The sequence below is a fragment of the Limnoraphis robusta CS-951 genome (assembly GCF_000972705.2).
In genome coordinates this window covers 9,486-23,932 of sequence record NZ_LATL02000086.1, presented here as the reverse complement: position 1 = coordinate 23,932, position 14,447 = coordinate 9,486, and the positions used below count along the sequence as shown (strand labels likewise).

The 14,447-nt window shown below is 41.4% G+C and carries 8 protein-coding genes; 3 read left to right on the top strand and 5 right to left on the bottom strand.

The features are described 5' to 3' along the window. Positions 1–13: 13 nt before the first annotated feature. From WN50_RS07600 to WN50_RS07590, 3 genes are all read right to left on the bottom strand, one after another. Positions 14–1,066: an anthranilate phosphoribosyltransferase family protein gene (locus WN50_RS07600; RefSeq protein ID WP_046277499.1), complete on the bottom strand. Its 1,053-nt coding sequence runs from the start codon at positions 1,064–1,066 to the stop codon at positions 14–16. 50 nt (positions 1,067–1,116) lie between these two features. Next, a complete protein-coding gene (locus tag WN50_RS07595) occupies positions 1,117–2,148 on the bottom strand; it encodes a LysR family transcriptional regulator (protein ID WP_046277500.1) in 1,032 nt (343 codons plus the stop codon). 149 nt (positions 2,149–2,297) lie between these two features. Then, positions 2,298–3,548 (bottom strand): HEAT repeat domain-containing protein, encoded by a 1,251-nt coding sequence (locus WN50_RS07590; protein ID WP_049558624.1) that lies wholly within the window; start codon positions 3,546–3,548, stop codon positions 2,298–2,300. Between the two features lie 150 nt (positions 3,549–3,698). Here WN50_RS07590 and WN50_RS07585 point away from each other — a divergent pair, with 150 nt between their 5' ends. Next, entirely contained in the window at positions 3,699–4,148 is a 450-nt protein-coding gene (locus tag WN50_RS07585; protein WP_046277502.1) for an SRPBCC family protein, read from the top strand. A 9-nt stretch (positions 4,149–4,157) separates the two neighbouring features. On the opposite strand, the gene WN50_RS31335 is transcribed toward WN50_RS07585, so the two are convergent. Continuing rightward, positions 4,158–4,676 carry a LapA family protein gene (locus WN50_RS31335; RefSeq protein ID WP_063847371.1) on the bottom strand — a complete coding sequence of 173 codons (519 nt, stop codon included), beginning with the start codon at positions 4,674–4,676 and terminating at the stop codon, positions 4,158–4,160. 496 nt (positions 4,677–5,172) lie between these two features. Beyond that, positions 5,173–6,270 (bottom strand): DJ-1/PfpI/YhbO family deglycase/protease, encoded by a 1,098-nt coding sequence (locus WN50_RS07575; RefSeq protein ID WP_046277503.1) that lies wholly within the window; start codon positions 6,268–6,270, stop codon positions 5,173–5,175. A 632-nt stretch (positions 6,271–6,902) separates the two neighbouring features. Between WN50_RS07575 and WN50_RS07570 the strand changes: the two genes are divergently transcribed. Further along, positions 6,903–7,502, top strand: a complete 600-nt coding sequence (locus WN50_RS07570; protein ID WP_046277504.1) for a DedA family protein — start codon at positions 6,903–6,905, stop codon at positions 7,500–7,502. Positions 7,503–7,679: 177 nt separating this feature from the next. Beyond that, positions 7,680–14,117: a DUF4347 domain-containing protein gene (locus WN50_RS07565; RefSeq protein ID WP_049558621.1), complete on the top strand. Its 6,438-nt coding sequence runs from the start codon at positions 7,680–7,682 to the stop codon at positions 14,115–14,117. Positions 14,118–14,447 lie beyond the last annotated feature (330 nt).

Genomic DNA, 14,447 nt, shown 5'->3' with positions numbered 1-14,447 from the left:
AATTTTCCTTGAACTATCCATGAACAGCTAGACGAAGGGTTTCCAGTTTTTCGACAACGCCATCAATCAACAATTGTTTGGCGATTGATAAACCGGATTCTAAATCAGAACACACTCCACACTGCCACAGATAAAATCCCCCATTCCAAACCGCCGCTTGCATCAACTCATCGGCTTGACCCTGTACAACCCTTTGCATCTGGGCGAACAAGTGGGTTGAACTTTCTAGGGGAACTTCCTTTCCCGCAAACCCATAATCACTGGGATGTAATAGCCAACGTTCGAGGTGATAATCTTCCCCAGATTGACTTGAGAGTTGATGTACACCAATAATGCAAGTGCGATCGCGGGGCAAATCACAACTTCCTTCTAAACCTTTAACGCTGATAAACTGACTCGTTCCTCGCCATTTGAACGTTTCGCGAAATAACACCTCCGTCGGCGGATGAACGTATCCACAAGCCAGAGTTGCTACACCTGCATAGGGAGACCACATCAACTCCATCGTTGCCAGAGGTGGACGCTTGCCAATTTCCCGACGATAGGGAACCAAAGCTGCCGCCTCCGGGAAATGACGGGGAAGATAGACAAACCCTACCCCGGTTGTCTCTAGCACCTGTTGGACTCGTTCTAGGGTTAGCGTTGTCCAATCCACTCCCAAACCCTGCCAAACTTCTATCAGGGGAATCCCTTCTTTGGTTGGCATGGTGTCCCCCCCATGTAAAATTACCGGAACGCCTGCTGTCGCCACAATTAACGCGGTTAACGGAGCAACAGGAGCAGTACGGGAGCGCCCATCGTAGGGACAGTTCAAGATTAAGGGAGGAGTTGAGAGCGGTTGAAGTTTGCTAGCGAATTGATCGCACCCATCCAACATTCCCGCTAATTCTTCACCGGTGGGTCGTTTGATCCGATGAGCAATTAAAAATGCGCCAATTTGGGCAGGCGTTGCTTCCTGCAACAGCATCATTTTCATCGCTTCGGCAGCCTCAGTCCGATTGAGATTTTCCCCGGTATGGGGGCCACTGCCAATTTTACGGAGTAGTTCTCGAAAGCGATCGCTCATTACACCAAATTAGAGGTTAAAACAACAAGGAAATCCCCAGCATATCTTGTTTAGGAGGTGCTTTTGACAGTCAATTGACCGATTTGCTCAAGAACCCGATCAGACCCAGGTGGAATAAATTCCTGAACCAGTTTCCAGAAATATTCTATCGGGGGAATTTGCATTCGGTCAGAAGTCGCCACCATCACCACTTCACGACTCCAAGCCGGATCAGGGGGGGTTTTCTCAACGTCTGAGAAATTTGATGATTCCGGCGACAATGGGCTGTCAGTGGAATGAACTCGACGTTCGGGTGGCTGAATAGCACAAATGGTGAGAGTCGGGTCTGTACGCGACTCGATCAGGGCTGAACGGGGGAGTAAAGCAATTAGTTGTCCCTGACGTACAACACCCCGAAAGGCGTCAAGTGTATTGAGTTCTAGAACGGCATTCAATTTTGCTCCAGTTTGGTTGAATTTTTCTTGAACCCAGCGCCGCATTCCATACCCGTCTTTGAACACCACTTGCGGATAACGAACCAGTTCTGACCAAGGTACTTGGGTAGACTTGGCAAGAGGATGATTATGAGCCATCAAGACTTCTATGGGTTCTTCATAGAGGCTTTCGACAATCAATTCTCCTGTTGCTGTAAATGAGCGGTTATTCATCACGATCGCGACGTCAACCAACCCATCTCGCAGCACCTTTAACGCCCGATCACTTCCCAAGGAGGTGACTCGCAGTTGAACTTCCGGGTAGGCGTAGCAAAATTTCTGTAACACTGGCGGTAGGTAGGACGCGCATATCGAATGAATGGCGGCTACACAGAGTTCGGGCTGCTTTCCCGCTAGCAAGGTGGCAAGTTCTTCTTTGGCACCATCCCAGGTTTGACAGATTTTGCGAGCATAGGGCCAAAAGCGTTCTCCCCCAATCGTCAGCTTTGCTTGGGCGGTGCGATGGAATAGCGGTAAACCGAGTTCGGCTTCTAGTCCTTGCACTTGGCGGCTGATCGTTGATTGAGTTACGCCACATTTGAGTGCTGCTTGTTGAAAGCTTCCCGTTTCAGCGACACACAGAAAAGATTGCAACTGCTCTAGGCGCATGAAAATTTGATTAAGATGGCTATAGTCTATCCAAATTCATGGTAGTTTATCTATGATTTCGGTTCGGTAGAAGTTTATACAGCTTGAAAACAGGGAACAGGGAATAGGAAAAAGGCTATCTTGCAAAAAGACTGATAACTGATCACTGTTTAGCTGCCCCATTCTGCTAATGCCATTGAGATTCCTTGTTGTAAATTCGGTGCAAGATTGCTGTCTTGAGATAACTGTTGGAGTCGTTCATAGACTTGGGGAGAATTTAACTGTTTCAATGCAGCAATACAATGAAACCGAACCGTCATTTCTGCGTCGGCTAACAGTTGAACCAGAGAATCCATAGCAGCTATATTCCCTAACTGTCCTAAACTCAAAGAAATTAATTGTTTGAAAACCGGAATTTCCCTAGAAGGGTGTTGACTTTGGAGAAATTCAATTAAAATCTGACTGGCTTGAATTTTTACTTCGGGTTGGCTGATTCGTCCCAGTCCTTGAATGATTTCTGGATGCAGAGGGAAAGAGCTGTTGTTAGAAGTCGGCTCATCTGGAATTTTCAATAAAATCTGTTTTAACTGATTAACAGCAGTCGGAGTTTCCATCCAACACAAAGCTTTAACTCCATCAAGTTTAACGCTAATTGGTACTGTTGTCGATTCAATTTGTTCAACTAAAGCCATCACCGCCTGATCCGTACCCATACGCGACAGGGCAATTTGTGCCTGTTGACAAACTTCGGGGCGGATATCCCATAATAAAGGTTGCAGGTGTTCAACTAAGTTGAATTCCTGTACTAAATCTCCCCGCCGACTTAAACCCATAATCGCTTCTTTTCTGACAGAAGCGGCAGGATCATTTAAAGCCTGAATTAATACAGGTGGAATACGAGGATCATGAAAACTGCCTAACGCTTCAATTGCACAAGCCCGAATTTTTGGGTTAGAATCATTCACAACAGTCAATAAAGGGCTAATTGTTTCAGAACGGCGAATTTGAGCGATCGCTTCGGTTGCTAAGAGTCTTAACTGTTGATTATCCAGTAAGCTGTTGAGAGAATCAATCCCTGAAGTTCCTAAATTTGCTAAAGCCGTTGCTGCCATTTCCAGTAAGTCTGTTTCTGAGGAATCGCTGGTTTTAGCGGTTTGCAAGACCTGAACTAAAGCGGGTACAATTTCATTGCTGTTAAACTGTCCGAGTGTACGCGCCACAAACCAACGCACTTCGAGATCAGCTTCTTCCGATTCGAGAATTTCAATCAACGGGTTAATCGCTATGGTTCCCATTTTGGCTAACTGTTTAGCCGCATCCCAACGTTGCTGAAAGTCTCCAGATTCTAACTTGGCGATCGCACTTTTGAGTAGCGCTTGAGATAGACTATCATCCGATAAGTTGGAAGAGTGATCACCCATAGATTGAATTGAAACCCCTATCGAGGAGAAAGGATAATGTAGGGGCGTAAGGCTTACGCCCAAAGTGATTAAACACAATTTATTCGTTTTTAGTCTAACAATCGTCTCATTCTCATGCAATTCTAGATCTAGAATTTCTCAAAAACGCTCATGCTACATTTTAGATACTCCTCTTTAATTGATGCACCTGTTGAGGTGGTTTGGGACTTCCACAGGCGATCGGATATTTTGCAACTGTTAACTCCCCCTTGGCAACCTGTCGAGATTATCCGACGGGAGGGAGGATTAGAAGTCGGGGCGATTACAGAATTTCGTCTGTGGTTGGGGCCGATTCCGGTACAATGGTTAGCGGTACATACCGAATGCGATCGCTATCGACTGTTTACCGACGAACAGAAACAAGGGCCGATGGAGAGTTGGGTACACCGACATCAGTTTTCCTCAGAACAGGGAAAAACCCGCTTAACCGATGTGATTACCTATTCTCCGCCTGGAGGATGGTTAGCTGAGAATCTGTTGGCTTGGTGGGTGAATAGCCGTTTAGAAGATATGTTTCGCTATCGCCACCAAGTTACCCAAACAGAATGTGAGAAACATTAAACCCCCAATTTAAGCTTCGGCGTTGACTGTTTCCTTGTCGGTATTTGCTGGTTTTTCTGTACCTTCAGGAGTTGTGTCTGTTTGTGAGGCTTCGATGTTATTTTCCGAGTCAAGCGCAGGTTTGACATCGGTGTTTTGAGAACTTACTAATGTCAAAGCCGTTTTTGGGGGTGAGCTTTTTTCTTCGGTGTGAATCTTTTCGACATCTCCCTCTAAGTCTTGAATGCGCTGTCCTTGTTGATGAATTTGCTGAAGATCTTTCTCTAACTCTTGAATTCGCAGTTCTTGTTGACGAATCTGACGCATCGTTTGACGAGCGATAACTATTCGTTGCAGTTGAGATAATAAGCTAAACAACCAAGCCAGTAAAGCCCCTACTCCCGTTGCTGCGATGAGTTCTATTGCTAGGGGCGCCTGTACCTCAACACCTTTGATGACTTGAATTGTCGCAAGTTCTGTATTCTGTAGACTAAATAAGACTAAGAGTATACAAACGATGAAAATCAACAGAAAGTTGAGCGGTCGCATGAGAAAACTCCAGACTGCAAGCAGATTACTTCTTTAATCTTACCGAATATTGTTCAGAATGACCGGATATTTTCAGTGCTTTTTGCTAATTGCTAGCTGTTGAGATTGTTAAGTAGTTAAGCAGATTATTTGATTTTTGGCAATGAGTAAATTTATCATTTTTTCCCCTCAACCCAATTTTGTCAGGTCATTTCAACCGTTCATATCATGTCCGGTTGAACAGTTATAAATAAACGACAGAGGAGTCAGGAGACAGGAGACAGGAGACAGGAGTCACCGAGTCACCGAGTCACCGAGTCACCGAGGAAATAAAGAAGAAGAAAGAGGAGGATTATGAGAAAGTTTTTTTATCACTAATTATCCGGACATGATATCAGAGCTTGATTTGTTATGAAAAATCAGGTTTTTGGGTGAGAGAAGGAAGAAGAAAGAATACAAATTCAACGCTTGTCAAATTTCTAGATTCCTTCTTGGTTTCCTTCTCAAGAATCAATCCTTAACTCGCTGCAATCGTTGTCGGCATAGGAGCTTGAACATTTTCACCCGAACGAACCCGATATAAAGTACCGATTAATTCTTCATGCTTGCGAAGATTTTCTTCGATTTCTTCTAATACAAAAGCCGTCACGGGATCGGTAATTTGAACGCACAAATGAGAACAATCAATTACACCAGTTTGGATGTCGCCTAAAGCACGCCGCATAATATCTTGATCATTGCTATTATTAGACTGCAACCAACCTTGCAATTTGGCAAATGCTTCACTTCCCACCGCTTGCCAAGTCACCTGTTCCCCAAAGTCGCGCAGACGAGCTTCTAACAGTTCAACATGACGTTCTTTTGTGCCAATGCCTTCGCGTAAAAGAATCACTAATTCCGGGTCTGAGGCTTGCTTGCTATACTCTTTAAAAGCCGCTAGGGTATAACGTTCCCCCACGATAGCCGTATTCAACACATTAATAATATCATTTCGGCTTGAACCTTTCCAAGCTTCACCCAACGTCCACCATTCAAAGTCTAGGTCGGTTGGATGGGGTAATATTGTGCCTTCAATCTGTAAATTGAGGAAATTCAACAGGGTGACGGTAAACATCGGTAAATCACTCGGCTGTCTAGCGGTGATTAAGTTACCATCCACCACAACGGGTTCATTAACGTAGGTAGCACCCGCATTGTGAATATCTTTGCGAATGGCTTTATAGCCTGTTGCTTGTTTACCATCTAAGACATCGGCATCTATTAAAACTTGGGGGCCATGACAAATCGCCGCAATAGGTAAACCCTGAGCCATAGCATCAATCACCAGTCTAACAGCCTGGGGGTTGCTGCGAATTTTATCGGGTGCAGCACCACCTGGGATAAAAATAGCATCAAAGTCTTCTGAACGAACTTCTGCTGCGGTTGCGTCAGGTTTGGCTGAGACGTTACCTTGCTTCCCTTGATATTCGTCGTTCATGCGTGAACCGATAATCACCGTATTCGCGCCAGCATTTCGTAATGCAGTGTAAGGAACTTGAAATTCAGAGTCCTCAAAACCGCTTTCGAGTAAGATGGCGACTCGTTTTGAACTTGAACCATTTGATAGTGATGTCATTTTAAACTTTCCGAACTAATACAACAAAAGTTATGCTCGTGAATATACCGAAGTAGATTGATCTATAGCAGTTTTCAGTTCTGTGAGGTACACCGATGGGGTAGAAACCCGGTTTCTTCTAGAAACCGGGTTTCTGGTTTGTACCTCATAGGAGCGTACACCGCTATATACAGTCTTTAGTGTAGGAAATAAAGCTTTCACAATCCCTCTACCTCGAGAGGGAATTCTTTAGGTGATCGGGGTTTTGGGAAATTAATACTGATTTTTTGGCGATGTTTTAACATTTTAGCCTTTATTTGATTTGAATTCAATTGATTTTGATGGGGATAAAAGTCTCTAAAAATGTCAGCTAATCTTTTGAGCGATCGCGGTGAATAGTTGATTGATATAGCAGAGAAAGAGTTGATTAGGACACTGTTTTTCTGTCAAATCCTTTTATGATAAAGGTTTCAATTCTGTCTCCTGTCTCGGTGTCTCCTGATTTCTGCTATAGTGCTAATCTTAGAATTGGCCAATAATTTCTATCAAAAGGCGTACAAAAATCTGTCTAATGTCAGAGGTAAAATTGTATTTTTTAAATTAATCTTAAATCGGAGGTCAATTGATGATACAACTTTATCAAACTCAAATCAATGTTAGACTGGATTACTCAAGGTATTGATTCCTGGGGATATATGGGAATCCTGCTCCTCATGTTCTTAGAAAATATTTTTCCTCCCATTCCTTCGGAATTAATTATGCCACTGGCTGGCTTTACAATCGCCCAAGGTCAATTCAACTTTTTAGGTGTAATTTTATCCGGTGTAATGGGTTCTATTCTAGGCGCATTACCCTGGTATTACTTCGGTAAAAATTGGGGAGAAAAGAAACTTAAAGAATGGATTGAAAAGCGAGGTAAATGGCTCACGCTTTCAACAGAAGACCTGGAACGTTCTCAACAATGGTTTCGTCACTATGGAAATTGGGTTGTCCTTTTAGGTCGAGTTATTCCCGGAATTCGCACTTACATTTCAATTCCGGCGGGTTTAGAAAAGATGCCAATATTTTCTTTTTTAGTCTACTCAACTCTTGGAACAATAGTTTGGATTAGCTTTTTAACGGTTGTTGGTTATTGGCTGGGAGATAACTATATCTTAGTCGAAGAATTTATGGCGCCGATTTCTATCATTGTATTTGTAATTTTATTCTTTGCAGTTGTAATTTGGTTCTTGAAACGCAAAAAACAACAATAGATTGGTAATTCTGTTAACGGCTAATTGTTGTCTGATTTGCACCCTTAACGGATAGCACCCCTGGGATATGATATCCAAACCCGAAAAGTTTTGTTTAAATAGACTAAGGTATCACCCTCGCTGTGTCTGACCCTTTTTTATCCCAGGTGTACATCTAACGAGGCGTAAGTCTACTCTATGCTGTTAATCAATTTGAATAGACAGGTTCCAGTGTCGGGTCAGCGAACAGTTATCATTCTGGATACAGGTGTAACAGACTATCTAAGTCTGCTGCGGGGAATTTCATCGGATACTGAGATCATTCTCCTCAACTCCACGCAAAACGGAATTGAATACATTAGCCAAACACTAAGCTGTTACAAAGACATTCAATTCCTGCATATTGTCTCTCATGGTAACAAAGGGTGTTTAGCATTAGGAAATCAACTCCTCAACAGCGAAACTCTAGAAACCCACGCTTCTCGCATTCAACAGTGGAAAACCGCTTTAGCTGAGAATGGAGAGATTTTGCTGTATGGCTGTCATGTCGCCAGTGGAGAAGAAGGAATTCGTTTTGTGAGGCGACTGGCTGAACTCACCCAAGCGAAGATTGCCGCTTCCAATAGTTTAACCGGAAATGCAGCTTTGGGAGGAAATTGGAGGTTAGAGTTTCAGACTCAACCTATTACAACACCTCTGGCTTTTAGCCGCGAAATCTTACAAGCTTACTCGGGTGTTTTAATTTTATTAGTTGATGAATCTTTTGCAAATTCTACCCTTTCTCCTCAACCTTTTACTGATGAACTTAAATGGATTTTTGGTTCTGATCAGAGTGTACAAGACCCAAATGATTTAGAAAGTCCGTTTTTGACAGCGAGACCTTTTCGAGAACCCGAACCTGGTGGAATTGCGGGTGTTCCTGAAGGAAGAAATACCGATCCAGAAGGACAAGGAACATTAAGATTTACATCGAACGCTAACGATCAAGCTAGTTTTATTATCTACGATTTTCCTGTTCGTTCAGATGCGGGTTTAGAACTGCAATTTGATTACTTTGCTTATGGCGGAACAGGTGCAGATGGTATCAGTTTCTTCTTAATTGATGGGGAAGATTCACCTCAACGCAGTGGCGGTTTTGGTGGTTCTTTGGGTTATGCACCCCGAACGGATCAAAACATACCTGGTTTAGTTGGGGGTTATATTGGAATTGGATTTGATGAATTTGGTAACTTTGCTTCCTCTCAAGATAAAGGAGTCGGTAATGATGGGAGTCCGGGTCGAACACCTAATGCAATTACTGTTCGGGGAAGTGCTGAGAATAACTACCAATTCTTAACGACAACAGGTCGTTTAAATAATTTTAATCTCGATACTAGAAATACAACAATTCGAGAAAACGCCACAAGAACAGTTAAAATTTTAATCACACAAGAAGGTTTACTTTCAGTTGCTCTTGATCTGAATCTGAATGGTGAAATTGATGAGAATGAAACGCTCATTTCTGAGTTTGATGTTCAATCAGAAAATGGGGGTGACTTTCCTTCTAATTTTAAATTTGGCTTTGCGGCTTCGACGGGAAGATTTACGAACTTCCACGAAATTAGAAATGTTCAAGTGAGAACGTTAGAAGAACCTCCGGTTTTAGATTTGGAGGGAGAGACACCGAATGTTGTTGATTTTGAAACGACTTTTACGCAAGGGGAAGAACCTGTCGCGATCGCCTCCTCAACGAAGATAGAAGATGCGGATGATGAAAGTCTAGAACAGGCGAGAATTACGCTAACAAATGTTTTAGATGCTGGGGAAGAAAGCCTCAGTTTGAATGAAGAATCTCAAGCTATTATTGATCAGTTTAATCTGAATGTTACGGGAAATGGAACAGATGAAATTATCATTGAAGGTAGCGCGAGTCTAGAAGATTACGAAAAAATTCTTGATAATATTGTTTACAATAATACCGCAGATGAGCCAACATTAACCCCTCGTCAAGTTGAAGTTTTTGTTCGGGATAAACTCAGAGATGATGGGTTTGATAGCAATTTAGCGGTTACAACTATTAATATTGATCTTCCCGTTGAACCCAATATTCTGCCTGTTGCTGAGAATATTACCAACTCCGAAATTGTCGCCAATTCTAACAATATTCCTCTCCAACCTTTACAGGGAATGGATGAAGATGGGGAAATTGTCGGTTTCAGAATTACCCAACTTCCTGTTAATGGACTACTGTTTTTCAATGGTGAATTACTGGATGTTACTCAAGAAATTCCCCTCAACCAAGCGGGAAATCTTACCCTAACTCCTGATACTGATTTTGTCGGAAATCTGCAATTTCAGTACACTGCTATTGATAATGATGGCGATGAAGATTTAACTCCTGCTACTTTTAGCATTCCTGTTGTTGCTGAAAATATTCCACCTGTTGCTGAGAATATTACCAACTCCGAAATTGTCGCCAATTCTAGCAATATTTCTCTCCAACCTTTACAGGGAATGGATGAAGATGGGGAAATTGTCGGTTTCAGAATTACCCAACTTCCTGTTAATGGAAAACTGTTTTTCAATGGTGAATTACTGGATGTTACTCAAGAAATTCCCCTCAACCAAGCAGGAAATCTTACCCTAACTCCTGATACTGATTTTGTCGGAAATCTGCAATTTCAATACACTGCTATTGATGACGATGGCGATGAAGATTTAACGCCTGCTACTTTTAGCATTCCTGTTGTTGCTGAAAATATTCCGACAAATATTCCACCTGTTGCTGAGAATATTACCAACTCAGAAATTGTCGAAAATTCTAGCAATATTTCTCTCCAACCTTTACAGGGAATGGATGAAGATGGGGAAATTGTCGGTTTCAGAATTACCCGACTTCCTACTAATGGACTACTGTTTTTAAACGGAGTCTTACTCAATAATACGACTCAAGAAATTCCCGTTGACGAAGCAGGAAATCTCACCCTAACTCCTGAGACTGATTTTGTCGGAAATCTGCAATTTCAATACACTGCTATTGATGACGATGGCGATGAAGATTTAACGCCTGCTACTTTTAGCATTCCTGTTATTGCTGAAAATATTCCGACAAATATTCCACCTGTTGCTGAGAATATTACCAACTCAGAAATTGTAGAAAATTCTAACAATATTTCTCTCCAACCTTTACAGGGAATGGATGAAGATGGGGAAATTGTCGGTTTCAGAATTACCCAACTTCCTGTTAATGGACGACTGTTTTTCAATGGTGAATTACTGGATGTTACTCAAGAAATTCCCCTCAACCAAGCGGGAAATATTACCCTAACTCCTGATACTGATTTTGTCGGAAATCTGCAATTTCAGTACACTGCTATTGATAATGATGGCGATGAAGATTTAACTCCTGCTACTTTTAGCATTCCTGTTGTTGCTGAAAATATTCCGACAAATATTCCGCCTGTTGCTGAGAATATTACCAACTCCGAAATTGTCGCCAATTCTAGCAATATTTCTCTGCAACCTTTACAGGGAATGGATGAAGATGGGGAAATTGTCAGTTTCAGAATTACCCAACTTCCTGTGAATGGACGACTGTTTTTCAATGGTGAATTACTGGATGTTACTCAAGAAATTCCCTTTGAGGAAGCAGGAAATATTACCCTAACTCCTGATACTGATTTTGTCGGAAATCTGCAATTTCAGTACACTGCTATTGATGACGATGGCGATGAAGATTTAACTCCTGCTACTTTTAGCATTCCTGTTGTTGCTGAAAATATTCCGACAAATATTCCACCTGTTGCTGAGAATATTACCAACTCCGAAATTGTCGAAAATTCTAGCAATATTTCTCTGCAACCTTTACAGGGAATGGATGAAGATGGGGAAATTGTCGGTTTCAGAATTACCCGACTTCCTGTGAATGGACGACTGTTTTTCAATGGTGAATTACTGGATGTTACTCAAGAAATTCCCTTTGAGGAAGCAGGAAATCTTACCCTAACTCCTGATACTGATTTTGTCGGAAATCTGCAATTTCAATACACTGCTATTGATGACGATGGCGATGAAGATTTAACTCCTGCTACTTTTAGCATTCCTGTTGTTGCTGAAAATATTCCGACAAATATTCCGCCTGTTGCTGAAAGTCAAACGATTCCTACTGTTAAAAACACTCTGTCTCAAGTTTCACTTCCAGCTTTAAACGCCACTGATGAAGATGGAATTGTTGAGAGTTTTACGATTCTAGAATTACCAACCGGAGGGGAATTACTTCTCAGTGGGGAAGCGGTTCAAAATAATCAACCTATTTCGATTAATCAAGCCAGTCAATTAACCTTTATACCCAATCAAGATTTTGTAGGAGAAAGCCAATTTAGTTTTATTGTAACCGATGATGACGGAGCAACTTCCAATCTTGCAACTGTTACTATTCCCCTGATTGCAAATCAACCGCCAATCGCTGAATCTGTGGCGACTCAACCTTTTTTGAATAATCAGGTTAATGTTGCTTTTCCGAGTTTAATTGCTAGCGATTCTGATGGGGAAGTAGAACTATTTTCTCTTACGAACTTACCAGCGTCTAATCAAGGTAAACTGTTTTTAGATGGGATTGAAGTTAGCAATATATCTCAAGTTCAACAGTTAACCGATTCCCAGATTTCTTCACTGAGTTTTACGCCGAATTCCAGCTTTGTCGGTAATCTAGAGTTAGGTTATTTTGCGATTGATAATGATGGAGAGTCTTCTAATATCGCAACGATTACTTTTCCTATTATTACCCAACAAGTTCCATTAGATCCTCCCAACTTACCACCGATTGCTGAAGATTTAAGTCTATTTGATTTAATAAATGATGCTTCAGATATTACCATTCCGACATTAACTGCAACTGATGCTGATGGTCAAGTTGTTAGTTTTATTATTAACAGTTTACCCTCTACAGGTCAACTTTTTCTCGATCAAACCGCCATTACAACGTTAACTCAGGTTCAACAATTAACCCTTGATCAAGCTTCTCAATTAACCTACGTTCCCAATTCGGGCTTTTTAGGAACTGTTACATTTACTTATCAGGCTACTGATAATGATAACGCTATTTCTAATATAGCAACAATCACCCTAGAAATTGACAGTACGACGATTCCCAGAGAAGATGATGAGATTGACCTAATTTGTGGCTGTATTCCTCTACCCATATTAGAAGGAATTCCCCTACCAGAACCGCCCGTTTTCCCCATAATTTCCTTTGATTCTATTCCTATATCCTTAGAAGGAACAGAAAACGATGATATTTTATTCGGTTCTAATGAAAGTGAAAGAATTGTTGGTCTAGGTGGAAATGATTGGATATTTGGAGAAGCTGGAAATGACTCATTAGAAGGAAATTTAGGGAACGATTTCATAAAGGGGGGAAGCGGTGATGATATTATTGATGGCGGAAGCGGAAATGATGTTTTATTTGGCTGGTTGGGTGAAGATACTCTGTTCGGAAATTCAGGAAATAATACCCTTTTTGGCGGAACAAACGATTTATTTATTCCTGACTTAAACGGGCGAGATTGGTTAATTAGCGGTGATAACGATGACTTTCTCCAAGGAAATGAAGGAAATGATGTTATTAGTGGCGGGAACGGAAATGATCTCGCCTTTGGGGGAAAAGATGACGATAAAATCTATGGAGATTTAGGAAATGATACCCTATTTGGAAATTTAGGAAATGATACTTTAATTGCTGATCCAGGTAGAGAAAATATTCTTGATAATACCAACAATGCTGATGTTTTGTATGGGAATCAAGGTAATGACTTACTGCAAGGTAGCCTGGGTAACGATACGATTTATGGCGGAAAAGAGGATGATTTTGCCTACGGTGGAAAAGATAATGATTTACTGCGAGGTGAATTGGGGAATGATACTCTATTTGGAGATAAAGGAAATGATACCCTATTTGGAGATACAAACTACCCCAATCAAACTGAATTAGAAGGACGAGATTTGTTATGGGGAGGAATCGGAAATGATGTAATTTTTGGGAATTCCGATAATGATACTCTGATGGGTGGTGAAGCCGAGGATAAACTCTACGGAGGAAAAGGCGATGATTTGCTGTTTGGAGAATCGGGAAATGATCAGTTGTTTGGTGATTTAGGAAATGATACTTTATGTGGAAATGATGGCAATGATACTTTATTTGGAGATATTATTGGTCTTGAAGATTTATCTGAAAATGTAGATTTTCAGGATCAAGTTGATGGCGGGAGAGGCGATGATTTGCTGTTTGGAAATGGCGGCGATGATCTTCTCTGTGGAGGAGAAGGAAATGATACCCTCTATGGCGGTAGAGGTGATGATACGCTTGTTGGAGGTGACGGAGATGATAGACTCTTTGGTGATATCGGAAATGATACTCTATACGGAGATTTAGGTCGAGATGGATTTATCTTAAGTTCAAACAGTGGAACCAATAGGATTCTTGATTTTACAAATGGCGAAGATTACTTAGGATTAATTGGCGGTTTAACCTTCTCCGATTTAACAATTGAAACCGGAGAAAATCAGACTTTAATATTTGTTGAGACTAAACTTATTGCTCAATTAATAGGAGTACAGGTCAACTCTATTACGGCGGAAGACTTCCTTGAGTTGGAATAAATTTGCTAGATATTAGCTGATCAAGTTCTGGCAGTATAGATTATTATTAGTGATCTCTACTGTCTGTCCGACTCCCCCAATCAGCGAAAAGTTAGGAAGGGTTTGTGTCAATGCGGTTTTGTAAAATCGGTTGTTGCAGTTGATCACTCTCTACAACTCTTCGTTAATATGAAGCTAGAATGCTTATAGTATGTTAGTTTGGCAGGGTAAAGATAAAATGGATGAGACAACCCGGATAAAAAATGCCAGACTGGGTAAGGAAGTCAATTTTTCAGTCTCTGACTAGAAAGCTTAGTGAGTTTAGGGTGCTTCTAAGTTTAATCCTGAGTC